The organism is Dactylosporangium sp. NPDC049525, assembly GCF_040676755.1.
Taxonomy (GTDB): Bacteria; Actinomycetota; Actinomycetes; order Mycobacteriales; family Micromonosporaceae; genus Dactylosporangium.
On sequence record NZ_JBFAPO010000068.1, the window covers coordinates 26,997 to 52,947 of the forward strand.

Annotated in this window: 20 protein-coding genes; 14 read left to right on the forward strand and 6 right to left on the reverse strand. The window is 71.0% G+C overall.

Features of this window, described 5'->3' with window-relative positions:
• Positions 1–332: 332 nt before the first annotated feature.
• The 3 genes from AB0K00_RS49765 (at position 333) to AB0K00_RS49775 (ending at position 3,635) form a co-directional block, all read left to right on the forward strand.
• Positions 333–1,592 carry an ammonium transporter gene (locus tag AB0K00_RS49765; protein WP_363537531.1) on the forward strand — a complete coding sequence of 420 codons (1,260 nt, stop codon included), beginning with the start codon at positions 333–335 and terminating at the stop codon, positions 1,590–1,592.
• A gap of 102 nt (positions 1,593–1,694) precedes the next feature.
• The gene (locus AB0K00_RS49770; protein ID WP_363537532.1) at positions 1,695–2,891 is read left to right on the forward strand and encodes a DUF4062 domain-containing protein; all 1,197 of its coding nucleotides are present in this window, start codon (positions 1,695–1,697) and stop codon (positions 2,889–2,891) included.
• 84 nt (positions 2,892–2,975) lie between these two features.
• Entirely contained in the window at positions 2,976–3,635 is a 660-nt protein-coding gene (locus AB0K00_RS49775; RefSeq protein WP_363537574.1) for an ABC transporter ATP-binding protein, read from the forward strand.
• A 24-nt stretch (positions 3,636–3,659) separates the two neighbouring features.
• Here AB0K00_RS49775 and AB0K00_RS49780 read toward each other — a convergent pair whose 3' ends face one another.
• Positions 3,660–4,316 carry a response regulator transcription factor gene (locus tag AB0K00_RS49780; protein WP_363537534.1) on the reverse strand — a complete coding sequence of 219 codons (657 nt, stop codon included), beginning with the start codon at positions 4,314–4,316 and terminating at the stop codon, positions 3,660–3,662.
• The gene (locus AB0K00_RS49785; RefSeq protein ID WP_363537536.1) at positions 4,313–5,827 is read right to left on the reverse strand and encodes an ATP-binding protein; all 1,515 of its coding nucleotides are present in this window, start codon (positions 5,825–5,827) and stop codon (positions 4,313–4,315) included. Before AB0K00_RS49785 ends, AB0K00_RS49780 begins: the two co-directional genes overlap by 4 nt.
• 109 nt (positions 5,828–5,936) lie before the next feature.
• On the opposite strand from AB0K00_RS49785, the gene AB0K00_RS49790 reads away from it, so the two are divergent.
• The 5 genes from AB0K00_RS49790 to AB0K00_RS49810 are packed head-to-tail and all read left to right on the forward strand — an operon-like array spanning position 5,937 to position 9,718.
• Positions 5,937–7,007 carry a peptidoglycan-binding domain-containing protein gene (locus tag AB0K00_RS49790; RefSeq protein ID WP_363537538.1) on the forward strand — a complete coding sequence of 357 codons (1,071 nt, stop codon included), beginning with the start codon at positions 5,937–5,939 and terminating at the stop codon, positions 7,005–7,007.
• Positions 6,994–8,193 (forward strand): ABC transporter permease, encoded by a 1,200-nt coding sequence (locus AB0K00_RS49795; protein WP_363537540.1) that lies wholly within the window; start codon positions 6,994–6,996, stop codon positions 8,191–8,193. Before AB0K00_RS49790 ends, AB0K00_RS49795 begins: the two co-directional genes overlap by 14 nt.
• Positions 8,194–8,219: 26 nt before the next feature.
• Positions 8,220–8,762, forward strand: coding sequence for a hypothetical protein (locus AB0K00_RS49800; RefSeq protein WP_363537542.1), 543 nt, complete (start codon positions 8,220–8,222; stop codon positions 8,760–8,762).
• Positions 8,746–9,258 carry a hypothetical protein gene (locus tag AB0K00_RS49805; RefSeq protein ID WP_363537544.1) on the forward strand — a complete coding sequence of 171 codons (513 nt, stop codon included), beginning with the start codon at positions 8,746–8,748 and terminating at the stop codon, positions 9,256–9,258. The genes AB0K00_RS49800 and AB0K00_RS49805 overlap by 17 nt, the downstream gene beginning before the upstream one ends.
• A 52-nt stretch (positions 9,259–9,310) precedes the next feature.
• A complete protein-coding gene (locus AB0K00_RS49810) occupies positions 9,311–9,718 on the forward strand; it encodes a nitroreductase family deazaflavin-dependent oxidoreductase (protein WP_363537546.1) in 408 nt (135 codons plus the stop codon).
• A gap of 85 nt (positions 9,719–9,803) precedes the next feature.
• Here the strand turns inward: AB0K00_RS49810 and AB0K00_RS49815 are convergent, their stop codons facing one another.
• The 4 genes from AB0K00_RS49815 to AB0K00_RS49830 all read right to left on the reverse strand — a co-directional run bounded on the left by AB0K00_RS49815 (position 9,804) and on the right by AB0K00_RS49830 (position 14,360).
• Complete coding sequence (locus tag AB0K00_RS49815) at positions 9,804–11,018, reverse strand: HEAT repeat domain-containing protein (RefSeq protein WP_363537548.1); 1,215 nt, start codon at positions 11,016–11,018, stop codon at positions 9,804–9,806.
• A gap of 63 nt (positions 11,019–11,081) precedes the next feature.
• Positions 11,082–11,945 carry a carbohydrate ABC transporter permease gene (locus tag AB0K00_RS49820; protein ID WP_363537549.1) on the reverse strand — a complete coding sequence of 288 codons (864 nt, stop codon included), beginning with the start codon at positions 11,943–11,945 and terminating at the stop codon, positions 11,082–11,084.
• A 4-nt stretch (positions 11,946–11,949) separates the two neighbouring features.
• Positions 11,950–12,960 (reverse strand): sugar ABC transporter permease, encoded by a 1,011-nt coding sequence (locus tag AB0K00_RS49825; RefSeq protein ID WP_363537551.1) that lies wholly within the window; start codon positions 12,958–12,960, stop codon positions 11,950–11,952.
• 74 nt (positions 12,961–13,034) lie between these two features.
• The gene (locus tag AB0K00_RS49830; RefSeq protein WP_363537553.1) at positions 13,035–14,360 is read right to left on the reverse strand and encodes an extracellular solute-binding protein; all 1,326 of its coding nucleotides are present in this window, start codon (positions 14,358–14,360) and stop codon (positions 13,035–13,037) included.
• A gap of 319 nt (positions 14,361–14,679) precedes the next feature.
• Here AB0K00_RS49830 and AB0K00_RS49835 point away from each other — a divergent pair, with 319 nt between their 5' ends.
• The 6 genes from AB0K00_RS49835 to AB0K00_RS49860 all read left to right on the forward strand — a co-directional run bounded on the left by AB0K00_RS49835 (position 14,680) and on the right by AB0K00_RS49860 (position 25,946).
• Positions 14,680–16,011 carry an L-fuconate dehydratase gene (locus AB0K00_RS49835; RefSeq protein ID WP_363537555.1) on the forward strand — a complete coding sequence of 444 codons (1,332 nt, stop codon included), beginning with the start codon at positions 14,680–14,682 and terminating at the stop codon, positions 16,009–16,011.
• A 1-nt stretch (position 16,012) separates the two neighbouring features.
• Complete coding sequence (locus AB0K00_RS49840; RefSeq protein ID WP_363537556.1) at positions 16,013–17,533, forward strand: sugar ABC transporter ATP-binding protein; 1,521 nt, start codon at positions 16,013–16,015, stop codon at positions 17,531–17,533.
• Positions 17,530–18,510: an ABC transporter permease gene (locus tag AB0K00_RS49845; protein ID WP_363537558.1), complete on the forward strand. Its 981-nt coding sequence runs from the start codon at positions 17,530–17,532 to the stop codon at positions 18,508–18,510. The genes AB0K00_RS49840 and AB0K00_RS49845 overlap by 4 nt, the downstream gene beginning before the upstream one ends.
• A 71-nt stretch (positions 18,511–18,581) precedes the next feature.
• Positions 18,582–19,547: an ABC transporter substrate-binding protein gene (locus AB0K00_RS49850; protein ID WP_363537560.1), complete on the forward strand. Its 966-nt coding sequence runs from the start codon at positions 18,582–18,584 to the stop codon at positions 19,545–19,547.
• A 372-nt stretch (positions 19,548–19,919) separates the two neighbouring features.
• A complete protein-coding gene (locus AB0K00_RS49855; RefSeq protein ID WP_363537562.1) occupies positions 19,920–22,757 on the forward strand; it encodes a glycoside hydrolase N-terminal domain-containing protein in 2,838 nt (945 codons plus the stop codon).
• A gap of 486 nt (positions 22,758–23,243) precedes the next feature.
• Positions 23,244–25,946, forward strand: coding sequence for a ricin-type beta-trefoil lectin domain protein (locus tag AB0K00_RS49860; protein ID WP_363537564.1), 2,703 nt, complete (start codon positions 23,244–23,246; stop codon positions 25,944–25,946).
• The last annotated feature ends 5 nt before the right edge of the window (positions 25,947–25,951 follow it).

Sequence of the window (25,951 nt, forward strand, 5' to 3'; positions counted from 1 at the left end):
CCGGAATCGCCGTGCCAGGCGGCCGCGGATCGTCGACCGCACTGGGGCCCACTACCCCCTCGGACTCACCACAACCATCGATGTCACAATCTGCCATTCCGCCATCGCCGGTAGTGACACTCTCCGCCAATTCGGACATGTCACCGCTCGCGAGCCGCCGTGGCGTCGCCGATGGAATCGAGACTCCGCCGGCTGGCCTCAGTGGCGGGCATGTGACGTCGGAAACATGTTTGAAATCAGGACGTTCATTGGGCGAAACGCGGGGCCGCGACGCTGCATGCCACGCGATCAACGGCGATCACGGACCACACGCGGAGGGGGAGGGGTCCGGGATGCCGGAGGGGTTCAGCGCGGGCGACACCGCCTGGCTGCTGGTGAGTGCGGCGCTGGTGCTGCTGATGGTGCCGGGCCTGGCACTGTTCTACGGCGGCATGGTCCGGATCAAGAGCGCGCTCAACATGCTCATGATGTCCTTCGCCTGCCTCGCGGTGGTCACCGTCGTCTGGGTCGTCGTGGGCTACTCCCTCGCGTTCGGCAAGGACACCGCCGGCGGCCTGATCGGCTCGCTCGAGCACGCCGGGATGGCCGGCATCGGCGCCCGTGACCTCACCGGCTCCGTGCCGACGATGGCGTTCGCGGCGTTCCAGCTGATGTTCGCCATCATCACCGCGGCCCTGCTGAGCGGGGCGATCGCCGACCGCGCCAAGTTCGGCGCGTGGGTCGGCTTCGTGGCCGTGTGGGTCGTCGTGGTGTACGTCCCGATCGCGCACTGGGTCTTCGGCGGCGGCTGGATCGCCACCCACCTGCGCATCCTGGACCTCGCCGGCGGCACCGTCGTGGAGGTCAACTCCGGGGCGTCCGCACTCGCCCTCGCCCTGGTGCTCGGCCCGCGGCTCGGGTTCCGCACCGACGCGATGCGGCCGCACAGCCTGCCGCTGGTGATCCTCGGCGCCGGGCTGCTGTGGTTCGGCTGGTTCGGCTTCAACGCCGGGTCGGCGCTGACCACCGGCGGGGTCGCGGCGACCGCGTTCTTCAACACCCAGGTCGCCGGGGCGGCGGCGGTCGGCGGCTGGCTGATCGTCGAACGCTGGCGCGACGGCCACCCGACCACCCTCGGCGCGGCCTCCGGAGCGGTCGCCGGCCTGGTCGCGATCACCCCCGCGTGCGGCTCGGTCAACCCGCTCGGCGCCCTCGCCATCGGCGTCGTGGCCGGGGTGGCCTGCTGCTACGCCGTCGGCCTCAAGTACAAGCTGGGCTACGACGACTCGCTCGACGTCGTCGGCGTGCACGGCGTCGGCGGGCTCATCGGGATGCTGCTCATCGGTGTCCTCGCCACCGCGGCGGTCACCGGACACGACCGGGGCCTCGCGTTCGGCGGCGGGCTGGACCTGCTGGGCCGGCAGCTGCTCGCGGTGCTCGTCGTCGCGGTGTACGCGTTCGCCGTCACCTGGCTGGTGGCGAAGGCGATCGACCGGTCCGTCGGCTTCCGGGTCACCCCGGAGGAGGAGCGCGGCGGCCTGGACCTGGCCGTCCACGCCGAGAGCGCCTACGAGCAGCACACCACCTCGAGCCGGATCAGCCACCTCGCCTAGCGCGGCGGGCGCACGAAGACCTGTTCGGGCGGGGGCGGTTGGCGCGATGATGTGGGTTGACCGTGCGGCGCACGGCGAGGTCCGGCATGAGGAGGCAACGTCGTGAGGGTCTTCGTGTCGTCCACCTCCCGTGATCTGCTCGACTACCGTGCCGCGGCGATCCGTTCGCTGCGCCGGCTGGGTCACGAGGTCGTCGCGATGGAGGAGTTCACGGCCGCGACGACGTATCCGCTGGACCGGGTGCTCAAGCTGGTGCGCGGCTCGGACGCGTACGTGCTGCTGGTGGCGTGGCGGTACGGCTTCATCCCGGACAGCGCCGCCGTCGCGGATCTTCCGAAGGTGGACGGCGACCCGCTGCGGTCCATCACCGAATGGGAGTACGCCGCGGCGAAAGAGGACGAGCAGCGGCCGATCCTGGTGTTCCTGCTCTCCGAGACGGCGCCGTGGCCTCCCCAGCAGATGGACGGGTTCGGTCCGCTGACACCCGGTGACGAGGCGTCACTCGACCGGGTGCGGGCGTTCCGGGCGTCCCTCATGCGCGAGCGGGTCGTGTCGTTCTTCAGCCGGCCGGACGAACTGGAGGCGCTGGTCGGCGCGGCCGTCACGTCCGCCCGGCTGTCCCGCGGGGTCCTGATCAACCGGCTGTCCACGAGCGACCCGATCCAGGGCGACATGATGAGCCCGGACTCCAGCGTGGCTGGCGAGATGATCCGCGTCGTCAGCGGCGCCGGGCCGCACCGCGTCATCACCATCGACATCGCCACGGACTGGTGGTCGACGCGCCTGTACCTGCTGGCCTTCCTGCTCGACCGCCTCAGCCGCGCGCAGCGCATCATGGTCGTCGACGCCGGCCGGTTCGTCGGACTGCTGTCGCTGAGCACGGTCACCCGCGTGATCGCGTCCCTGCACCCGCAGCTGCAGCAGTTCCGGCACGCCGAGCGCCTCCGGACGGCAACCGAGCCGGACATCACCCGGGAGGCCGAGGCCCTCGTCGCCCTCTTCGTCGAGATCCTGGGCGACGAGTACGCGGTGAAGGTCGACGTCACCGCGGCCAACCTCGGCCGATGGTTCGAGGACTCGATCGTCACCAGCCCCATCCGGGTGTACAACATCGACCGTGTGTCACCGCTGGACCTGATCCGCCTGTTCGACTATCCCGGCGACTTCGTGCCCGTGATCGTCGGCAAGGGCGACCAGCACACCGAGCAGGAACGCAGCCACGTCATCGACAAGCCGGCGCTGAGCCTGCAACTCGCCCAGGCCTACGTGACGGACCTGCTCGAGGAATCCCTCCACTGAAAGGCTCCCCCAGAAGGTGGTGCGCCGGCATGACGTTTGCGGGAGGTCCGGCGGGCCGGGAGCGGTGATCCTCGGAGCATGCCCGTGCTTGAACTGCGTGACGTGTACAAGACCTACCCCGGTGACCCGCCGGTCGAGTCGGTCCGCGGGGTGGACCTCACCGTCGAGGCCGGTGACATGCTCGCCGTGCGTGGGGCGTCCGGGTCCGGCAAGTCGACGCTGCTGCATCTGATGGCCGCGCTGGACCGGCCGACGAGCGGGCAGGTGCTGCTGGCCGGGCAGCCGGTGCAGGACCTGACCGACCGGCAGCTCGCCGGGTTGCGGGCGCACCGGGTCGGTGTCGTCTTCCAGCAGTTCTTCCTGCTGGAGTCGCTGACGGCGGTGGAGAACGTGGCGACCGGGCTGCTCTACCGGGGCGTGCCGAGGGCGGAGCGGCGCGCCGCCGCCGTGCGGGCGCTGCAGCGGGTCGGGCTCGGGCACCGGCTGACGCACCTGGCGTCGAAGCTGTCCGGCGGGGAACGCCAGCGGGTCGCGATCGCCCGCGCGCTCGTCGGGCGGCCGGCGGTGGTGTTCGCCGACGAGCCGACCGGCAACCTCGACTCCGTGGCCGGCGGGGAGATCATGCGCCTGGTCCAGGAGCTCAACGACGAGGGCACGACGATGGTCATCGTCACCCACGAGGAGGCCGTCGCCGCCGCCTGCCGAAGCCGGATCGTCATGCGCGACGGACAGGTCGTGCAGTAGCGTCACGGGTCCAGTGCGTCAGCGTCACGGGTCCAGGGCGTCGCGCAGCGGCACCAGACCCTGCTGCAGCCCGAAGATCGCGGCCTGGGTGCGGTCCTGCAGGTCGAGTTTGGTGAGGATGCTCGACACGTACGACTTCACGGTCTGCTCGCCGAGCGACAGCGCCCGGGCGATCTCCCGGTTGGACCGGCCGCGGGACAAGGCCGCCAGCACGTCGCGCTCCCGGGCCGACAACCGCGCGAGCGGGCCGCCACCGGCGCCGCCGTCGCGGACGCTACGCACCAGCAGCGCCGCGACGTCCGGATCGAGGACGCTGCCGCCGGTCGCCGCCGCTCGGACCGCCTCGACGACCCGGTCGACCGCGGTGCTCTTCGGCAGGTATGACGTGGCCCCGGCACGGACCGCGTCCATCACGAGGTCATCGGCCGGGAACGACGTCAGCACCACCACCGCGGGCCGGTCGGCGCGGTCCCGCAGGGCGTGCAGCACGCCCATCCCGTCCAGGCCGGGCATCACCATGTCCAGCAGCACGACGTCGGGCCGCGCGGCGTCGATCTGCCGCAGCGCCGCGTCGCCGTCGGCGCACTCGCCCACGACGGTGCAGTCGGGCTCCTGCTCGAGCACGAAACGCAGCCCCTGCCGTACCACTTGATGATCGTCGACGATCAGCACCCTGATCATCCGGTGCCGCCCGGCAGGAGCACCGTGACCGTGGTGCCGCACTGCGGGGCACTGGCCACGTCCAGGGTGCCGCCGAGCTCGCGGGCCCGTTCGCGCATCAGTCCCAGCCCCATCCCGTGCCGTCGGCCGGCGGTCGCCGGGTCGAAGCCCTTGCCGTCGTCGTGGACGGTCACCGTCACCGTGCCGTCGGCGGCCGTGACGCGCAGGTCGACGGCGCCGGGGTCGCCGTGCCGGGCGGCGTTGGCGAGCGCCTCCTGCACCATGCGCAGCACCGCGTGCTCGACCGCCGGCGCCAGCGGCACCGGGTCGACGTGCACGGTGATGGCGATGCCGAGCCGCGCCTCGTAGGCCCGGCACAGCCCGGTGAGCGCGTCGGCGAGGCCGGCGTCCTCCAGCGCGACGGGCCGCAGCTCCAGCAGCATCGCGCGCATCTCCCGCATCGTGCGGCCCAGCGACTCCTCCATCGCCTCGGCCTGCCGGCGCAGCTCGGAGCCCGCGGGGAGCGCCTTGCGCAGCCCGCCGGCGAGCAGGTTCGCCGAGAACAGGTCCTGGGAGATCGAGTCGTGCAGCTCGCGGGTGATCCGGGTCCGCTCGGCCCGCCGCGCCTCGGCGCCGGCCATCCTCCGCTCGACCTCGACGGCCGCGTCGAGCCGCTGGGCGAGGGAGTTGAACGCCTCCTCCAGGCTGCCCAGCTCGTCGGTCGCGGCGACCGGGATCCGGGCCTTCAGGTCGCCGCCGGCCATCGCCGCGGCCCCGGCCGCGAGCCGGTGCACCCGCCGGATCACCCGGCCGGTGCTGAGCAGCCCGAACAGGGCGCCGACCGGCAGCAGCAGCACCAGCACCACCAGCCCCGGCACGAGCAGGGACCTGACCGCCGCGCCGACCCTGGGCATGGGCGTCGCGCCGCTCCCGGCGGACTTCGCCGGGGTCTGCACGTAGACCACGCCGATCACCGTGCGGGTGGTGCCCGACGCGGCGGTGAGTTCCACCGGCCGGGTGGCCCAGCCGGCGGCCATCCCCGCGGCGTCCGTCGTGCCGCTGCGGGCCGCCGCGGCGTCCCCGGCTTCCCCGGCGGCCTCGGCGGGCAGCCGCGAGTCGACCGGGAACGCGGCGGAGTTGCTGTCCACGACCCGCCCGTCCGTCGTCGCGACCACCTCGATCGCGTCGGCGGCGTCCTTGCGCTTGCCGTCGCGGGCGCGGCTCCGCTCAGCGGCGGCGTCCCTCAGCAGCTCCGGCGGGCCGAACCGGCCTTGCGCCTTGTCGTCCAGCGCGGTGACCACGTCGCCCATGGCCGTGGCCAGGTCCGACGCCGCGATCTCGCTCTTGAGCCGCAGGTTCGCGTTGTCCGTCATGGCCTCCCGCTGCCGGGCCTGGGTGACGCTCTCACTGGCGGCGCGGATCGGCGGGACCATCACGGCCAGCAGCGCCGCCTCGACGACCAGCACGGCGGCCGCCGACACGAGCACGTAGGACACGGCCATGCGCCCGCGCAGGCCGAAACGGATGGACACCCGATCAGGCTACCGAGCGTGCGGGGGTGGCTCGGCCCCCGAATTGGGGTCCCGCCGGGCCACCTTTGGGGGAAGTGGCGACGGGCCCGGCACCGCGACGGTATGGGGCATGAACCGGACAAGGGCGGGCCTCGGGCTCGCCGGGCTGGCGGGCGCCGCCATCATCGCCGTGATCCACCTGCGGGCCGGCGGCGCCGCCGCGCCGGCGCCGACCGCCGTGGCGACCGGGACCGCCGAGGTGCGCAGGGCGGACGTCTCGGAACGCCAGCACGTCAGCGGGACCCTCGGATACGAGGGCGCCACGACGGTCACCGCCCCCGGACCCGGCGTCCTCACCGGCGTGCCGACCGTCGGCACGGTGGTGCGCCGCGGCCAGGTCGCCTATGAGGTCGACGGGCGGCCGGTGATCCTGCTGTACGGGCCACGCCCCACCTGGCGTCCCCTCCAGGCCGGCATGGCCGACGGCGTCGACGTCCAGCAGCTGGAGCAGAACCTCACCGCGCTCGGCCACGGCGCCGGGCTCACCGTCGACCAGCACTTCACCGCGGCCACCGCCGCCGCCGTCCGCCGCTGGCAGCGGGCCGCCGGCCTGGCGGTCACCGGGGAGGTGCCGCTCGGCCAGGTCGTCTTCGTCCCCGACGCGATCCGCGTCGCCGGCCACGACGTCGCCCTCGGCGTGCCGCTGGACCTCGGCGTGCCGGTCGAGCACGGCACCAGCGAAACACCCGCGGTCACGATCCAGCTGTCACCGCGGCAGCTGCCGACGGCGAAGGTCGGCGACCCGGTCGTGGTGATCCTGCCCGACGGCACGACCCGCACCGGGCAGATCACGTCGATCGGCGCGGTGACCGTCCCCGCGGCGACCCCTGGCGGCCCCCCGCCCCAGGCGGCGGCGCCGGTCGCGGTCCGGCTCGACGGCGCCACTCCCGGCTTCCTCGACCAGGCGCAGGTCCAGGTCGCGATCACCGTGGCGGCGCACCGCGGCGTCCTCGCCGTCCCCATCAATGCGTTGAACGCGGCACCCAGCGGCGGCTACGAGGTCATCGTCGTCGACGGCACGGGTACCCGCCGCGTGCCGGTGCGCACCGAGCTGTTCGACGAGTTCGCCGGGCTGGCCGAGGTCACCGGAGCCGGTCTCGCCGAGGGGCAGAAGGTGCAGGTGCCGCATGAGGACGCCTGACATCCCCCGCAGCACGCTGCGGCCGTCGGATCTGGTGCCGGTCGGCACGCTGGGCCTGCGGTCCCGCCCGCTGAGGGCGCTGCTGTCCGGGCTGGGTATCGCCATCGGCATCGCCTCGATCGTCGCGGTCCTCGGCGTCACCCGCTCCAGCCAGTCGCACCTGCTCGCCCAGCTCGACGACCTCGGCACGAACCTGCTGACCGTCGCGAACGGCATCGACCGCGACGGCCTGGAGACCGAGCTGCCGACCGACGCCACCGCGATGATCCGGCAGATGCCCGAGCTCCTCGCCGCCGCGCCGACCGCGAAACTGGGCCTCACGCCCGTGTACCGCAACGACCACGTGCCGGTCGGCCAGACCGGCGGGCGCAGCGTCCGCGCCTGCGACGTCTCGCTGCTGGGCACCCTCGACGGCGCGCTGCTCGCCGGGCGGTTCCTCGACGGGGGGCCCGCCCCGGTCACGGTGCTGGGCTACGCCGCCGCCGGCACCCTGGGCATCAAGGCCGTCACCGGCACCGACCGGGTGTGGCTCGGCGGGCACTGGTTCACGGTCGTCGGCATCCTCACCCCGTTCCCCCTCGCGCCGGAGCTCGACCAGGCGGCGCTGGTGTCGTTCGAGTCGGCCACCCGGTTCCTCGGCTACGACGGCCACCCGAGCCGCCTGTACCTGCGCGCGGACCCGAACCACGTCGCGGACGTGGCGACCCGTCTCGCCCGCACGGCAAACCCCGTGGACCCGTCGCAGGTGCAGGTGAGCCGGCCGTCGGACGCGCTCACCGCCCAGCTGAAGGTCAAGGAGGCGGGCGCGTTCCTGTTCCTCGGCCTCGGCGCCATCGCGCTGCTGGTCGGCGCGATCGGCATCGCCAACGTCATGGTGATCTCGGTGCTGGAGCGGCGGGTCGAGATCGGCCTGCGCCGGGCGCTCGGCGCGGCCCGCGGCCACGTGGCGGCGCAGTTCATCACCGAGTCCCTCGTGCTCGCCGCGCTCGGCGGCGCCGCCGGGGTCGCCATCGGCGCGGCGGTCACCGTCGCGATGGCCGCCGACCAGGGCTGGTCGGTGCTGATCCCGGCGGAGGCGCTGTGGGGCGGGCTGCTCGTCGCGGTCGCCGCCGGCGCGGTCGCCGGCCTCTATCCGGCGCTGCGCGCCGCCTACCTGGCGCCCACCGACGCGCTGCGGACGTCATGACCGCCCATCGTGAGGAGAACCCGATCATGTCTGTGCGACGTCGCGTGCTCGCCGTGGCCGCCGTCCTGGCCGCGGTCGTTGCCCTGGCGGGGTGTGACGCGGGCGGCGGGTCCAGCACCGGCCCGTCCGCCGCCCCGGCCGCCGGCCCGGCCGGCCTGGCCCGCGAGGCGCTCGTCGACGCCGCGAAATGCATGCGCGGCCACGGCTACCCCGACTTCCCCGACCCGATCGAACGCGACGGGCACTGGATCATCCCGGAGCCTGCGAACGAGATCCTCCCGGCCGCCGAGTGCCGGGAGCTGTTCACCAAGGCCAAGGGCGGCCCACCGAGCCGGGCGCCGGTGACCGCCGAACTCATCACCAAGCTGCGCAAATGGGGCGACTGCATGCGGACCCACAACCTGCCCGACTGGCCCGACCCGGACAGCGACGGCGTGTTCCACGTGCCGGCCCAGCTGTTCCCACTCGACGACAACCCCGCGTGGAGAGCGGCGGACGTCGCGTGCGAGCCGCTCCAGCCCGGCCCGATCACGATCGACGGAGGTCCGACCAATGGCAAGAACCGCTGACTCCAGGACGCTACGGGCGCTGCTCGTGGCGGCGACGCTGGCCGCGCTGGCCGCACTGGCCGGGTGCGGCGGCGGTGGCGGGCCTGCCGCCCGCCCGACCCGCGGCGCGGACCACGACAAGCTCATCGAGGCGGTGAAATGCATGCGCGCCAGCGGCTTCCCCGACTTCCCCGACCCGATCCAGGACGACGGCATCTGGGTGCTCCCGGAACCGGCGGCCAACCTGACCCCGCCACCGGCGTGCCTGGCGCTGTTCCAGGCCGCGAAAGGCACCGCGCCGCGCCGGGAGCCGCGCCCCGCCGAGGAGGTCGCCAAGCGGCGCCAGTGGGCCGCCTGCATCCGCACCAACGGCATCCCGGACCTGCCCGACCCCGACAGCAACGGCGACTTCCAGGTGCCGCAGCAGCTGTCGCCGATCACCGCCCAACCGAGGTGGGAGGAGGCCCGCAAGGCGTGCCAGTCTCTCGAGCCGAGCGGCATGCACTTCGACAAATAGGATCCCGCCGGGCACCGGAGCGGGGCCGGCGGCGGGTGTAAGACTGGTGTTCATGAGCGACTGGAATGACAAGATCATCGAGGAGTTCCGGGCCAACGACGGCCGGGTCGGCGGAAACTTCGAGGGCGCCCCGCTGCTGCTGCTGCACACCGTGGGCGCCCGCACCGGCCAGGAGCGGGTCCACCCGATGATGTACCAGCAGGTCGACGGCGGGTATGCCGTGTTCGCGTCCAAGGGTGGGGCGCCCACCAACCCGGACTGGTATCACAACCTGCTGGCCAGCCCGCGGGTCAAGGCCGAGATCGGGACCGGCACCGTGGAGCTGGTCGCGCGGGTGACCGAGGGGGAGGAACGGGACCGGATCTGGACCGCGCAGAAGGCGGCCTACCCGGGCTTCGCCGACTACGAGAGCAAGACCGACCGCCAGATCCCCGTCGTCCTCCTGGAACCCGCCGCGTAGTCGGCAACCTGCCACGGCTCGAGACCCCCGGCCGCCTGCCACCGCGGTGGCCGGGGGCTCGGCCCGATCATGCGACGCCGCGCCACTACGCCGGCGCCGAGGCCGCCTGCCGGGCCAGGACCGCGGCGGCGGTGCGGCGGACCCGCGGCTCGGGGTCGTCGGCGGCGAGGCGGCGCACCGTGTCCAGCGCGGCCGTGTCGTCGAGGCGGCCGATCGCGGCCGCTGCCCTGACCCGGACGTCGGGGTCGGGGTCGGCCGCCAGCGCCACGACGAGCGGCACCGCCTCTGGCCGTCCGGGCCGCCCCAACGCGGTCACCAGCTCGCTCCTGACCTGCGCCGCCTCGTCCCGCGCCAGGACGCGCAGTGTCGCGACGGTGTCCGGGGCTGCGAGGGTACCGAGGGCGAACGCGACGGCGGCTCGAATCGCGGCGTCCGGGTCATCGGCGAGCGCGATGAGCGCGCCGACGGCCGACGGCCCGCCGATCATGCCCAGTCCCTGGACGGCGCCGACACGCACCTCGCGGTCCGGGTCGGCGAGCAGGTCCACCAGCGCCGCCACCGCGGTCTCCACCTGGGCCGGGCCGGGCGGCGTGCGGGGCGGGCCCCAACCGGGGGCGATCAGCTGGCCGGTGGCGTGGCCGAGCAGCGACCGGACCCGCGGTGACGGGTCGCGGCGCAGCGCGAGCAGGCTGTCGAGGGCGCCCAGGTCCCCGACGTCGCCGACGGTGAGCACGGCCGTGCCGCGCACCGCCGGATCCGGGTCCCGCAGGGCCTCGAGCACGGCGGGCAGCACGCGGGCGTCGCCGCGCAGGCTCCCCACCGACCCCAGGGCGATCTGCCGCACGTGCGGGTCCGCGTCGCGCAGGGCGGCACCCAGCAGGTCGAGGTCGTCGGCGGTGACCACGTATCCGAGCGCCCACAGCCCGGCCAGCCGCAGGTCGGGATGCCGTTCGGTGGCGAACAACCGCGCCGTCGGACGGCAGCCCGCCGGATCGGCGTCCATCAGCTGGCCGAGGAGCCCTATCAGGCTGTCCCAGTCGTGGCCGAGCGGCCGCGCCGAGGCCCGCAGCAGCAGCGGGAACGCCCGCGTGCCGAGGATGCCGGCCAGGACGTCGGCCAGCACCTCCACGCCGTAGAAGTTGCCCTCGTCCAGAAACCGTTCCATCGCCGCCTGCACCCTCGGCACCAGGGTGCGGTCACCGCTGGCGGCGAGCCTGGCGGCGACACCCGGGTCGAGGTCGACGGTGAGGTCGTCCACGCCGGCGAGGACCTCCGACAGCGCGGCATGCGTATCGAACACGCGGGAACGGTACCCCCGCTCCGGGCAACGCCCTGAACCACGGCGACGCGCGCGCCCCGCCGCCTACCGGCGGGTGGCGCCGAGCATGTGACCGCGGGTGAGCGCCCGCTGCGCGATCACGAACACGGCGATCACCGGCGCGACCGTGACGAACGTGGCGACGGCCAGCTGCGGCGCATAGAGCCGCACGTCGAGGCCGGCGGCGTTGGTGGGGTCGAACAGCGGGCTGGAGGAGACCAGCTGCGGCAGGCCGACCGAGATCGTCGTGCTCGACGACAGCGGCAGCAGGACCAGCGGCAGGAAGAAGTTGGTCCAGTTCGCGACGAAGCTGAAGAAGCCGACCAGGGCCACCGCCGGCTTCGACGCCGGCAGCGCGACCCGGCGGAAGATGTCGGTCTCCGACAGCCCGTCGATGCGGGCCGCCTCCAGCACCGGCACCGGCAGGGTGGTCCGGAAGTGGATATACGTGAGGTACACGCCGAACGGGTGGAAGCCCATCAGCAGCGCCACCATCCAGATGTTGTTCACCGCCCCGATCGCGCTCACCTCGAGGTACACCGGGATCACCAGCACGGTGTTCGGCACGACCATCGTCAGCAGCGTGCAGAATCGCAGCAGCCGCCGGCCGGGGAAGCGCAGCCGGGCGAGCGCGTAGCCGGCCGGCAGCCCCACGACGACGGCGACGAGCGCGCCGCCGGTGGCCACCAGCAGCGAGTTGCCGAGCCAGCTGAGCACGACCCCGTCGTTGAACCGCAGCACCGTCAGCCAGCTGTCCCGGGCGTTGCCCAGCGCGAGGCCGGTGGGGCCTGTGCCGTCGTCGCGGCGCAATGCGACCAGCGCGAACGCGGCGACGGGGTAGGCGAACCCGGCCGCGATGAGCAGCAGCGTCACGATCCGGGTGGCGCGGCCGAGCGTTGAGGGCTTCATCGGGTCACCGTTCGTCGTCGAAGAGGCCGCTGCGGCGCACGACCAGCAGGCCGACGCCGAGCGTGACGGCCAGCAGGATCACCGACATCGCCGCGGCCATCGGGGTGTCGAGGATCTGGTAGGCGTAGGAGAAGCCGAGCTGGTTGGGCGTCCACTGCGGCGCGATCAGCCCGTGCGTGACCTGGCTGAGCACCTGCGGCTCCAGGAACAGCTGGAAGCCGTAGGCGAGGTTGAGCAGCGTCAGGTAGCCCAGCCAGGGCCGGATCATCGGCAGCTTGACCCGCCAGGCGATGCCCCACGCGCCGGCGCCGTCCAGTTTCGCCGCCTCCAGCAGGTCGTCGGAGATGCTGTTCAGCCCGCCGCCGAGCACCACGACCCAGGTGCCGGCGCCCTGGAAGAACAGCATCGCGGCCAGGATGTAGGGCAGGTTCCCGGGCTGGGCCACCTCGTTGAGGGTGCTGTAGCCGAAGCCGTGCCAGAGGAACGCGATCGGGCTCTGCCCCGGGTCGAGCAGAAACAGCCAGAGCATGAAGTTGGCGACGCCGGCCAGGGCGCCGGGCAGGTAGTAGACGAACCGCATGGTGGTGCCGAACCGGCCGGGGCTCGCGTCGACGAGCAGCGCCAGCCCGACGACGCCGACCAGCATCAGCGGCAGCCAGATCACCAGGGTGAGCGCGACGTTGCCGAAGGTTTCGGCGAAGCGCAGGTCGGTCACCACCCGCTGGTAAGCGCTGATCCCGCCGAAGCCGGTCTCGGACTCGTTCTGCAGGCTCTTGACGACCGCGTACCCGGCGGGGACGAGGCCGCCGACGAGCAGCAGCACGACGTACGGCAGGACCAGGACCGCGGCGGCGCGGCGGCCCATGCGCCCGGCCCGTCCGGTCCGTCGCGGCGGGCGGGCCGGCGGCGGGTCGATCGCGTGCACCGGCGCGTAGGGCGACCCGGGCCGGGTGGGGGTGCGGACCGGGTGGCTGGCGGACCACCGGTCGGTCTGGCTGCTCCGATACGTCGACACGGGCGGGTCTCGATTCGGCGAGGGCGGCTTTCAGGTGTCGTGGGCGGCTGCCGGCACTGTCAGGGACCGGCCGTTTACGCGCTGTTGTGGACGGTGTAGCCGAACGACCGTGCCTCGCCGACGAGCCGCTCGCCGAAGACGGTCCAGGCGTGGGCGAAGGAGCGGCCCGAAGTGAGCGCCGGGGTGACGGTGTGCGTCCACACGGTGCCGGTGTTGTAGCGGGTGTAGTCGCGTTCCGGCCGCACGATCGTGCTCGCCAGGACGAACGCCGCGGCGGCGGCGTCGAAGTCGGCGAGGTAGCCGGCCTGCCGCTGCCGGTCCAGCCACGGCTGCTGCAGCGGTCCGACGCCGGGCAGCCCGACGCTGAGGTCGACCTGCCAGCGCGGGTCGGCGGCGACGAACCGGGCGAACGTCAGCGTGTTGGCCAGCTGGGTGCCCTTGATGTGGCGGGAGAACCCCCACAGGCCGCCGCCCTCGGAGCTGGTGAACGGCGTGGGGTCCGCGGCCCAGTGCAGCGGGGCGGCGGCGGCGATGCGGCCCGGCGGGACCTTCCAGGTGTCGCGGAACAGGAAGCTGCCCCACCACACCGCGCCCGGGCTCATCACCAGCCGGCGGCCGAGGTCGGCGGCCTCGGGGGAGAAGATGCCGGCCGGCGCGATGGCGCGGGCGCCGACGAGGTGGTCGAGCAGGTCGCGGACGCGGGTGCAGCGCGGGTCGGTGAGGTTGATGTGCACCTGCCGCTCGCTGAGCCGGTCGTTGGTGGGGCAGCCGCTCGCCCACAGGTACCGGTCGGGTGCGTAGGCGTCGCCGAGGAAGCCGGTGATGTAGCCCGGGTGTTCGGCGGCGATGCGCAGGCTGAGCTTTTCGTACTCCTCCCAGGTGGCCGGCGGCCGGTAGCCCCAGGCGGACAGCAGCTGCTTGTCGTACCACAACACGTCGGGTGCGGCGTCGTTGCGCAGGCAGCGGTACAGCCCGTCGATGCGGCACTGCGAGATCGAGCTGGGTGCGTACTGGGCGATGACGTCGGCCAGGTCGGTGGTGAGGTCCCGGACGTAGTTGATCTTCGAGTTGACGGCCCAGGCGATGTCGTCGTTGGACGGGAAGAAGATGGCGTCGGGCCAGCCGGTGCCGGCCTGGTTGAACAGCACGAACTTCTGCTGCAGCTCGGTGCTGCCGACGTTGCCGTTGATCGTCATGACGTCGACCGGGATCTCGGGGTGTGCCTGCTGGAAGGCGCTCACCGCGGGCAGCCGCGGCGGGTCGACCCACACGGTGATGCGCCCGCCGGAGTCGGTCGCGTCGTCGGCGGTGCCGGTGCCCTCCGGGCCTTTGCAGGCGGTGAGGCCGATCAGCGCGAGCATCGCGATCGCCGTGGCGACTCGTGTTCGGCGGTGGATCATCGTGGCCCCTAACTGAAGCCATCGGATGTCTAGTGGAGCAACGTTGGGATTAGACATGGGAGGTCTTCGAACGTCAACTGCTGATCGTCGCCGGATAGGTAACGGTTTGGAGGGACGAAATGGTGCATAATCGAGCGAGTTGGCGCAAGGCTGGCCACAACCGGTGAGAAGTCGATGCGCTTCGACAAAATTCATCCCATGAATTTGCCGATTCGGTGGAGACCCGGGGTGATTGACGGTGCTAGTGTCCGACGCCAATAGATCGGATCAATCACCGCCGCCGCGGGCTTGGTCCGCGTCGCCGGACGGAAGTGTGCGCATGACGACGATCACCGCAGTACGGATCCACGACGTGCGTTTCCCGACGTCGCTGAAGCTCGACGGCTCGGATGCGATGAACAAGGACGCCGACTACTCGGCCGCCTACGTGGTGCTGGAGACCGACACCCCCGGGCTCGCCGGGCACGGCTTCACCTTCACCATCGGCCGCGGCACCGACCTGGTCACCGAAGCGGTGCGGCAGCGCGCGCAACCGCTGCTCGGCCGCGACGTGGGCGTGCTGTGCCAGGACCTCGGTGCCGTCTACCGGGAACTGGGCGCAGACTCGCAACTGCGCTGGCTGGGCCCCGAGAAGGGCGTCGTGCACCTGGCGCTCGCCGCGGTGATGAACGCACTGTGGGACCTCGCCGCGCGCCGGGCCGGCAAACCGCTGTGGCGGCTGCTGGCCGAGATGTCACCCGAGGAGCTGGTCGCCGCGACCGACTTCCGGTACATCACCGACGCCCTGACCCCGGACGAGGCGCTCGCGATGCTGCGGGAGATGGAGCCCACCCGGGCACAGCGGCTCCAGCAACTGCGCGAGCTGGGCGGCTACCCCTGCTACACCACGAGCGCCGGCTGGCTCGGCTACGACGACGACAAGCTGCGCCGGCTGCTGAAGGAGGCGGTCGACGCGGGCTACCGGCACGTCAAGCTCAAGGTCGGCACGGACCTCGCCGACGACGTGCGGCGGCTGCGCATCGCCCGCGAGGTGATCGGCTGGGACGCCAACCTGATGATCGACGCCAACCAGGTCTGGGATGTGCCGGAGGCCATCGAGTGGGTCGGCCGGCTGGCCGAGTTCCGTCCATTGTGGATCGAGGAGCCGACCAGCCCCGACGACGTCCTCGGCCACGCCGCGATCCGGCGGGCGGTGGCGCCCATCGGCGTCGCCACCGGCGAGCACGGCATGAACCGGGTGCTGTTCAAACAGTTCTTCCAGGCCGGCGCGATCGACTTCTGCCAGCTCGACTCGGCCCGGCTCGCGGGCGTCAACGAGATCCTCGCCGTCTACCTGATGGCGAAGAAGTTCGGCGTCCCGGTGTGCCCGCACGCCGGCGGCGTCGGGCTGTGCGAGCTCGTCCAGCACCTGTCGATCTTCGACTTCGTCGCGGTGTCCGGATCTCTGGACGGCCGCGTGACGGAGTACGTCGACCACCTGCATGAGCACTTCGTCGACCCGTGCGTCGTCACCGACGGCCACTACGTGCTGCCGGAGGCACCCGGCTACAGCGCGCAGATGCACGAGGAGTCGCTGCTCGAGTTCGGTTACCCGGGCGGCGGCTACTGGCAGACGCGCGCGCCGCGCCCCGCCACCGGCAGTGGAGCCTGACATGGCCGACACGACGCTGCTGCAGGTCCGCGGCGCGAGCAAGAGCTTCCCCGGGGTCAAGGCCCTCGACGACGTCGACCTGCAGCTACGCCACGGCGAGGTCCTGGCCCTCGTCGGGGAGAACGGCGCCGGGAAGTCGACGCTGATGAAGCTGCTGTCCGGCATCGACCGGCCGGACAGCGGCGAGTTCTTCCTCGACGGCCAGCAGTACACCCCGGCGAGCCCCCGGCACGCCCAGGAGCTCGGCATCTCGATCATCCATCAGGAACTCAACCTGATGCCGGACCTCACCGTCGCGCAGAACATCTTCATCGGCCGCGAACCGCGCATCGGTGGCCTGCTGCTGTCCGAGCGGGCGCTCAACCGGCAGACCAGGGAGCTGCTCGCCCGGCTCGGCCTGCCGCTGGAGCCCACGGACCTCATCAGTGACCTGACCGTGGCCCGGCAGCAGATGGTCGAGATCGCCAGGGCGCTCAGCTTCAACGCGCGGGTCCTGGTCATGGACGAGCCGACCGCGGCGTTGAACGAGGTCGAGGTGGGCACGCTGTTCGGGCTCATCCGGCGGTTCGTCACACCGACGACCGGCGTCATCTACATCTCGCACCGCATGCACGAGCTGGCCCAGATCACCGACCGGATCACGGTGCTGCGCGACGGGCGGTACGTCGACACCCTCGACACCGCATCGAGCACCGTCCCGCAGGTGATCTCGCTGATGGTCGGCCGGACGATCACCAGCGAGCAGCGCCCCCGGGGCGTGGTCGCCACCGGGGAGCCGGTGATGACCGTGCGCGGCCTGCACACCAAGGCACTCCTGCGCGACGTCAGCTTCGAGGTGCGCCGCGGCGAGATCCTCGGCTTCGCCGGGCTCATGGGCGCCGGCCGCACCGAACTCGCCCGGGCCCTCGTCGGCGCGGACCGCAAGGACGGCGGGACGGTCACCGTCCACGGCCGCGAGGTCGCCATCGCCAACCCGGCCGACGCCGCCCGCGCCGGGATCGGCTACCTGTCCGAGGACCGCAAACGCTACGGCGTCCTGCTCGGCCGCAACGTGCGCGACAACATCGCGCTCGCCTCGATGCCCCGCTTCACCTCGGGGCTCGGCCTGGTCGCCGACCGGATGATCGGCAAGACCGCCACCGACTACGTCGCCAAGCTCCGCATCCGCACCCCGTCCACGGGCCAGCTGGTGCAGAACCTCTCCGGCGGCAACCAGCAGAAGACCGTCATCGCGAAATGGCTCGCCCGCGACTGCGAGATCCTCATCTTCGACGAGCCGACCCGGGGCATCGACGTCGGCGCGAAGGACGAGATCTACGCGCTGCTCGACGAGCTCGCCGCGGCCGGCAAGGCGATCGTGATGATCTCGTCCGAGCTCCCCGAGATCCTGCGGATGTCGCACCGCATCGCGGTCATGTGCCAGGGACGGATCACCGCAGTCCTCGACAGTACCGAAGCCACCCAGGAAAAGATCATGGACTACGCAACCCGCTTCAGCAGCGAAGGAACGGTGACCTCGTGACCTCGATCCCGGTCAACAACCCGATCGTCGCCCGGATCCGAGGCTCCGTGCAGCAACTGCTCGCCCTCGCGAGCCTGATCGCGATCCTCGTGTTCTTCTCCTTCGCCAGCCCGTACTTCTTCACGCCGAGCAACCTCGTCGGCATCCTCATGGCCGCGACGGTCACCGGGATCCTGGCGCTGGGCACCACCTTCGTCATCGTCTCCGGCGGCATCGACCTGTCCATCGGCACCGGCATGATCCTGTGCGGCGTCATGACCGGCGTGTTCATGACCTACTGGGGCTGGCCGGCCTGGGCCGGGGTCACCGGCGCGATCCTGTTCGGCGGCCTGATCGGGTTCATCAACGGGTTCAACGTGTCGGTCCTGCGGCTGCCCCCGTTCATCGCGACGCTCGGCATGATGCTCGTCGCGTCCGGCCTGTCCCTGGTCATCTCGGGCACGAAGCCGATCTACTTCAAGGAACACCCCGACTTCCAGCTGCTGATGAACTACTCGGTGATCCCGGGCGCCCGGTTCCCGCTCGGCGTCCTGATCTTCCTGGTCCTCACCGTCGTGGCCGCGGTGGTGTTGGGCAAGACCATCGTCGGTCGCTACGCGTTCTCGATCGGCAGCAACGAGGCGGCCACCGCCCTGTCCGGCGTCAACGTGGTGCGCTGGAAGCTCGCCATCTACACGATCGCCGGGCTGTTCGTCGGCGTCGCGGGTGTCCTCGCGGCGTCCCGGCTCAGCTCCGCCCAGCCGGTCGGTGGCATGGGCCTGGAACTGGAGGCCATCGCCGCGGTCGTCATCGGCGGCACCTCACTGCAGGGCGGCCGAGGCTCGATCGCCGGCACCGTCGTCGGCGCTCTCATCGTCGCCGTGCTCACCAATGGCCTGCGCGTCACCGCCGTGCCGCAGGAATGGCAATCGGTCGTGGTCGGCTGCGTGATCCTCGTGGCCGTCTACGTCGACATGCTGCGCAGAAGGGGGGCCTGACACCCGTGGCCCCCGCAGAAAGACCCACCCCGAAACACACCCCATCCCATGCTGATGAAGGAGTCCGGACCATGCACAGAAAGGCATTCGTCGCGCTGCTCGGCGCGACCGCGATCACGCTGGCGCTCGGCGCCTGCTCGGACGCCGCCGAGAAGCCGGGCGAGGAGAAGAAGCCTTACGTGGCGCTCATCTCCAAGGGCTTCCGCCACCAGTTCTGGCAGGCCGTGAAGGCCGGCGCCGAGCAGGCCGGCAAGGAGCTCAACGTCACGGTCACGTTCGAAGGCGCCCAGGAGGAAGGCAACGTCGAGCAGCAGATCCAGCTGCTGCAGACGGTCATCGACAAGAAGCCGTCCGCGATCGGCTTCGCCGCGATCGACAGCCAGGCCGCCGGCCCGCTCATGCAGCAGGCGAAGACCAACAAGATCCCGGTGATCGCGTTTGACTCCGGCGTCGACAGCGACGTACCGGTCACCACCGCCTCCACCGACAACCTCGCCGCCGCCGCCGAGGCCGCCAAGCACATGGCGGAGAAGATCGGGCACGAGGGCAAGATCGCCATGGTCGTCCACGACCAGACCAGCGTCACCGGCGTCCAGCGCCGCGACGGCTTCCAGGACTACATGAAGAAGAACGAGCCGAAGATCCAGATCGTCGACATCCAGTACAGCGGCGACCCCCTGAAGGCCACCGACCTCGCGAAGGCCATCATGACCGCCAACCCCGACCTCAAGGGCATCTACGGCTCCAACGAGGGCGCCGCGATCGGCGTCCTGCACGCCGCCCAGGAGAAGGGCCTCACCAACAAGCTGGTGATCGTCGGCTTCGACTCCGGCAAGGACCAGATCGACGCGATCAAGGCCGGCACGATGTACGGGGCGATCACCCAGAACCCGGTCGGCATCGGCTACGAGACCGTCAAGGCCGCCGTCGCCACCATCAAGGGCGAGAAGCTGCCGAAGTCGATCGACACCGGCTTCTACTGGTACGACAAGACCAACATCGACGACGCGAAGATCTCCGCGGTGCTGTACCAGTAACCCTGGTGCCTGACGCTTGACCTGCGACCGCCGGGTGCCCCAACCACGGGGCACCCGGCGTCGTCGTGCGGTGCTTGCGGCGCTTTGGACTGTGTGGCGGGCGTCCGCATAACCGAAAATGGCGGGCTTTTTGCATTCCTGGCCGCGCTTGAATCTTCGGAAATGATCTGGCAGTCTCGGCGAATATAGACGTCGAGCGTTGCCGCCGCCCGCTCAATTTCCGCCGAAATCAACAGTCCCTGCATGCATTGATTGTTGTGAGCGCTAACAGGCAGCTGTGAGACGTGCCGACCCGCCACGGCAAAGGAGCATCCCGTGCAAGCCGACCCTGCCGGCAATGACACCGCTGTATCGCAAGAGCCGACGCCAGACGTGACCCGAAGGCAGGTGCTGAAGGCCGGCGCCGTCGGGGCCGGTGCGGCGCTGCTGCCCCTCGCGTGGTCGGCGTCGCCGGCCTCGGCGGCCGCACCACCGGAGGTGGGCACGGCCAACGGGCTGGCGCTGTGGTACGCGCAGTCCGCCGGCACGGACTGGCTGCGCGCGCTGCCGATCGGCAACGGGCGCCTCGGCGCCATGGTGTTCGGCACCGTCGACGTGGAGCGGTTGCAGCTCAACGAGGACACCATCTGGGCCGGCGGCCCGTACGACCAGAGCAATCCCCGGGGCGCCGGCGCGCTGGCGCAGATCCGGCAGCTGGTCTTCGCCGGGCAGTGGGGCCAGGCGCAGAGCCTCATCGACCAGAACCTGCTCGGCATCCCGTCGGCGCAGCTGGCGTACCAGATCATGGGCAACCTGCGGCTGACGTTCGCCGCCGGTAGCAGCGGGGTGTCGGACTACTCGCGGTTCCTGGACCTGAGCACGGCCGTGGCGGGGGTGAGCTACCTGCAGAACGGGATCCGGTTCCGGCGGGAGGTGCTGGCCAGCGCCCCGGACCAGGTGATCGCGGTGCGGCTGACCGCGGACCGGGCCGGGCAGCTCACGTTCACCGCGAAGTTCGACAGCCCGCAGCGCACCACGGTGTCCAGCCCGGACGCCGCGACCGTCGCGATCGACGGGATCTCCGGCGACCTGCGGGGGCTGGCCGGCAAGGTCAAGTTCTACGGCCTGGCGCGGGTGGTCGCCGACGGTGGCACCGTCAGCAGCTCCGGCGGCACGGTGCAGGTCCAGTCGGCGAACAGCGTGACGCTGCTCGTGTCGATCGGCACGAGCTACGTCAACTACCGCGACACCAGCGGCGACTACCAGGGCAAGGCCCGCGCGTACCTCACCGCGGCGGCCGCCCGGACCTGGGACGACCTGCGCGGCCGGCACGTCGCGGACTACCAGCGGCTGTTCGGGCGCACGACGCTGGACCTCGGCCGCACCTCCGCCGCCGACCAGCCCACCGACGTGCGGATCGCGCAGCACGCCACCACCAGCGACCCGCAGTTCTCGGTGCTGCTGTTCCAGTTCGGCCGGTACCTGCTGATCTCGTCCTCCCGGCCCGGCACCCAACCGGCGAACCTGCAGGGCATCTGGAACGACTCGCTGAGCCCGTCGTGGGACTCGAAGTACACGCTCAACGCGAACCTGCCGATGAACTACTGGCCCGCGGACACCGCGAACCTGGCCGAGTGCTACGAGCCGGTGTTCGGCATGATCCGCGAGCTCGCGGTCACCGGTGCCCGCACGGCCCAGGTGCAGTACGGTGCCGGCGGCTGGGTGACGCATCACAACACCGACGCATGGCGGGGGTCCTCCGTCGTCGACGGCGCGCTGTGGGGCATGTGGCAGACCGGCGGCGCCTGGCTGGCGACCATGATCTGGGACCACTACCAGTTCACCGGCGACACCACCTTCCTGCAGGCCAACTACGCGGCCATGAAGGGCGCCGCCCAGTTCTTCCTCGACACCCTGGTGCAGGAGCCCTCGCTGGGATACCTGGTCACCAACCCGTCCAACTCCCCGGAGCTCGCCCACCACTCCGGCGTCAGCGTGTGCGCCGGGCCGACGATGGACAACCAGATCCTGCGCGACCTGTTCACCGGCGTCGCGCAGGCCGCCCAGGTGCTCGGCGTCGACGCCGACTTCCGGACCAGGGTCCTGGCCACCCGCGACCGGCTCCCGCCGATGAAGGTCGGCTCGCGCGGCAACATCCAGGAGTGGCTCGCCGACTGGGTCGAGACCGAACGCACCCACCGGCACGTCTCCCACCTGTACGGGCTGCACCCCAGCAACCAGATCACCAAACGCGGCACGCCCACCCTGTACACCGCCGCCCGCCGCACCCTCGAGCTGCGCGGCGACGACGGCACCGGCTGGTCCCTCGCCTGGAAGATCAACTACTGGGCGCGCCTGGAGGAGGGCACCCGCGCGCACGACCTCATCCGCCTGCTCGTCACCACGGACCGGCTCGCGCCGAACATGTTCGACCTGCACCCGCCGTTCCAGATCGACGGCAACTTCGGCGCCACCTCCGGCATCGCCGAGATGCTGCTGCAGAGCCACAACGGCGAGCTGCACGTCCTGCCGGCCCTGCCGTCGGCCTGGCTGGGCGGGCAGGTGCAGGGGCTGCGCGGGCGCGGCGGTTACACCGTAGGCGCGCGGTGGGGCGGCGGGCAGCCCGACGAGGTCACGGTCCGGTTCGACCGCGACGGCACCGTCAAGGTGCGCAACCGGCTCCTCACCGGGACGTTCACGGTCACCGACACGACCAGCGGCGGCACCGTCACCGTCACCAGGCCCGAGAGCGACGCCATCCAGTTGCCGGGGCTGGCCGGGCGCACCTACCGCATCGTCGGGCAGGTGCAGCAGCAGCCGCGGTACGTGCGGATCGGCAACGTCACCACCGGCCTGGTGCTCGACAGCGGCGGCACTGTCGCCTCCGGTGCCAACCTGAAGCAGTGGAACTGGGACGGCAGCACCAACCTGCAGTGGCAGCTGGTGGACCTCGGCAGCGGTTGGTACCGCATCGTCAACCGCACCAACGGGATGGTCCTGGACAGCTGGGGCGCGACCGCCAACGGCGCAGTCTGCCGGCAGGCGGCGTGGAACGGCGGCAACAACCAGCAGTGGCGGCTCAACGACACCGGCAACGGCCGGGTCCAGATCATCAACCGCGGCACCGGCACCGCCCTGGACGGCATGGGCAACGCCACCGCGGGCTCCACCGTCGCCATGTGGACGCCCAACACCAGCACCAACAACCTTTGGACCGTCACCACGCTCTGAGCGCACCGGCAACGGCCCGGCCCGCACCGCCACGCGGCGGAACGAGCCGGGCCGTGGCCGACCATGTGAGCGCTGCTGGTCGACATCACGATCGCCTTGACGCCCTGCGCCTTCATGGTGGTGACGTGCGCGGTCATGTCCGTGTCGGTCGGCTTGATCTTCGCCTCGACCAGCTTGAGGTTGTGCGCCGCGACCACCTTCTTGGAGCCGGCAAGGCCGCTCGCATCCGGTGTGCGGCGGCCACGTCGGCGTCGGCATATTCAAGTGCTTGTACTTCATACGTATGACGTCTACCCTCTGTTCGAGTCTTTCCGCTGTCTTGAGGGCCACATGACGCCCGATCGGCAAAGCTGCCGCCTGACGGGCTCGCAGTGGCGCGGCCAGCGCGTGTCGGCGCACGCGCACCACGTCATGCGCGGCCTGTGATCGATGCCGAACGGCGAGATGGCCCGTCCCCCCGCTGGGAATGGAAGAAAGGACCGAGGCGTGAAGTCAGCGTTTTCCACCGCTGGAAGGTCGTTCACGGCGCTCGCGGTGTTCGCCGCTGCCGCGCTGCTGCCGGCCGTCGCAGGCCAGGCGCCCGCCGTGGCCGCCACCCAGGCAACGTACTACGTCGCTCCCGACGGCAACGACGCCAACGCCGGGACGATCGCCGCGCCGTTCAAGACCGTCGAGCGCGCGCGGGACGTCGTTCGCACGGTGAACGCGAACATGACCGGCGACATCTATGTGTACGTTCGCGGCGGAACCTACCCGGTGACCAGCACCATCGAGTTCACGGCGAGCGACTCGGGCACCAACGGCTACCGGATCGCCTACGCCGCCTACCAGAACGAGCGTCCGGTGCTGGAGGCCGGCGTTCAGGTGACCGGGTGGACGCAGCACAGCGGCAACATCTGGAAGGCCCCGCTCAATCGGAGCAACAAGCTCCGGGCGCTCTATGTCAACGGCAAGCGGGCGTTCATGGCAGCCAAGACGATCAACTCGGCCGGGTGCTACGGCACCTACAACGTCAGCGCGGGGCAGGCCTCCTGGGCGTGGGAGTCCGGTTCGGAATGCGACGGGTCCAAGTACAGCCTCGCCGATTTCCCCGCCGTCCCGCGCAACCAGGACGACATCGAGATCGAAACGGCGACGACCTGGACCACCGCCATCGTGGGCGTCCGCCAGGTCACCACGAGCGCTGACGGTGCGAACCGGGTGGCCCTGTTCCAGCAACCCGGCGCGGCCATCGCCCAGGGCGCGTACAACGGCGACGCACAGGCCGGCGGCAGCCACAAGGTCATGAACGCGTACGAGTTCCTGGACACGCCGGGGGAGTTCTTCTTCGACAAGACGAGCCGGGTGTTGTACTACTACAAAGCCGGTTCAGAGGACATGACGACCGCGCCGGTGTTCGCGCCGAACAACGTGTCCACCGCGCTTCGGGTCGCCGGCGGGTCCACGAGCAGCCACGTTCGGAACCTCACGTTCTCCGGGCTCACCGTCGAGCACTCGGACTGGAACCTGTTCAACGTCGCCGGCTCGGCCTTCAAGCAGGCGCAGCAGGGCAACCTCGGTGCCTCCGCGTATGCGAAGGGAAACTTCCACGCCTACTACTACCGCAATGTCGACGTGGCACCCGGCATCATCCAGATCGAGAACGCCGACGGGATCCTGTTGGAACGCAACCGGATCCAGCACACCGGCGGCGACGGCATCAACATGGTCAACGACGTGCAGAACACCCGGTTGATCGGGAACTTCACCAACGACATCGCCGGATCCGCGGTCACGGTGGGGCATCCGCAGCACGTCTACATCGGCGACGGCACGTCGACGAACCGCGAGCGGTATTCCGCCCAGGTCGAAGGCCTGTGCAAGAACATCGAGATCAAGAACAACTACATCTACGACAGTGCCGTGTTGTTCAACGGGCACAGCCCCATCTCGGCGTACTTCGCCGACACCCTCACCATCCAGCACAACCGGATCGAAAAGGCGCCGTGGGCGGGCATCACCCTCGGCTGGGGCTGGTGGAACTTCGACGGCTCGTCGGGCTCGATCGCGCCGAACCGGCCGACCACGACGGCGCGGAACAACACCATCAGCTACAACCACATCATCGACACCGTGCAGCGCCTCAGCGACACGGCACCCATCTACACGCTGGGCAGCCAGCCGGGGACCACGATCACCAACAACTACCTCGAGGGCGTCCCGGCCGGGCACAAGTACGGACTCCACCCGGATGAGGGATCGGCGTACATCACCTTCCGGGACAACGTGCTGAGCGTGGACAAGAACGTCACGTGGCTCATCAACTCCGACGACTGGGGGCGCAAGCACGATCTGAGCATCACGCAGACCTACGGTGCCATCAACAAGGTCTCCAACAAGAACCTGCCGAACAGCACCGTCCAGGACATCCTCGTCTCCTCCGACTACGTCTGGCCGGCCGCGGCCCACAGCATCGCCGTGAACTCCGGACTTGAGGACACGTACCGCGACATCATTGCGCAGGGTCAGGTTTCCCTGCCGGACTACGCCCTGCCGGCCAGCACCTTCGTCGGCAGCAGCACGGCGACGATCCCGATCCGCAGCACCGGCGACGCGGCCAGGACCGTGTGGCTGGCCCCCTCGGGGACGACCACGTTCGCCACCGGTCCGACGATGACCCGGGCGGTCGGCACCGCGACGACCATTGCCGTGCCGGCGTCGTCCGGCGAATATCGGCTCTACGTCGTGGACGCCCAGGGGAACCGGTCGGCCGAGTCGAAGTGGATCGTCCGGCAGCAGGGCGGCGGCAGCACCGGCCCGCAGAACGTCATGATCGTGGGTGGCGCGTCCGGCCGGTGCGCCGACATCGGCGGCACGAATCCGGCCAACGGCACCCAGGCCCAGCTGTGGGACTGCCACGGTGGCACCAACCAGCGCTTCACCTCCACCTCGGGCAAGCAGCTGCAGGTGTTCGGCAGCAAGTGCCTGGACGCCAGCGGCCGCGGCACGACCAACGGCACCGCGGTGGTCATCTGGGACTGCAACGGTCAGACCAACCAGCAGTGGAACCTCAACGCCAACGGCACCATCACCGGCGTCCAGTCCGGGCTGTGCCTGGATGCCAACGGCGCCGCCACCGTCAACGGCACGAAGCTCATTCTCTGGTCCTGCAACGGCGGCGCGAACCAGCAGTGGAGTCTGCGCAGCTGACGCGG

Coding starts and splice junctions, on each gene's coding strand:
- AB0K00_RS49765 (WP_363537531.1), top strand. CDS start 333: ATGCCGGAGGGGTTCAGCGCGGGCGACACCGCCTGGCTGCTGGTGAGT.
- AB0K00_RS49780 (WP_363537534.1), bottom strand. CDS start 4,316: ATGATCAGGGTGCTGATCGTCGACGATCATCAAGTGGTACGGCAGGGG.
- AB0K00_RS49790 (WP_363537538.1), top strand. CDS start 5,937: ATGAACCGGACAAGGGCGGGCCTCGGGCTCGCCGGGCTGGCGGGCGCC.
- AB0K00_RS49795 (WP_363537540.1), top strand. CDS start 6,994: ATGAGGACGCCTGACATCCCCCGCAGCACGCTGCGGCCGTCGGATCTG.
- AB0K00_RS49800 (WP_363537542.1), top strand. CDS start 8,220: ATGTCTGTGCGACGTCGCGTGCTCGCCGTGGCCGCCGTCCTGGCCGCG.
- AB0K00_RS49805 (WP_363537544.1), top strand. CDS start 8,746: ATGGCAAGAACCGCTGACTCCAGGACGCTACGGGCGCTGCTCGTGGCG.
- AB0K00_RS49810 (WP_363537546.1), top strand. CDS start 9,311: ATGAGCGACTGGAATGACAAGATCATCGAGGAGTTCCGGGCCAACGAC.
- AB0K00_RS49820 (WP_363537549.1), bottom strand. CDS start 11,945: ATGAAGCCCTCAACGCTCGGCCGCGCCACCCGGATCGTGACGCTGCTG.
- AB0K00_RS49830 (WP_363537553.1), bottom strand. CDS start 14,360: ATGATCCACCGCCGAACACGAGTCGCCACGGCGATCGCGATGCTCGCG.
- AB0K00_RS49835 (WP_363537555.1), top strand. CDS start 14,680: ATGACGACGATCACCGCAGTACGGATCCACGACGTGCGTTTCCCGACG.
- AB0K00_RS49840 (WP_363537556.1), top strand. CDS start 16,013: ATGGCCGACACGACGCTGCTGCAGGTCCGCGGCGCGAGCAAGAGCTTC.
- AB0K00_RS49850 (WP_363537560.1), top strand. CDS start 18,582: ATGCACAGAAAGGCATTCGTCGCGCTGCTCGGCGCGACCGCGATCACG.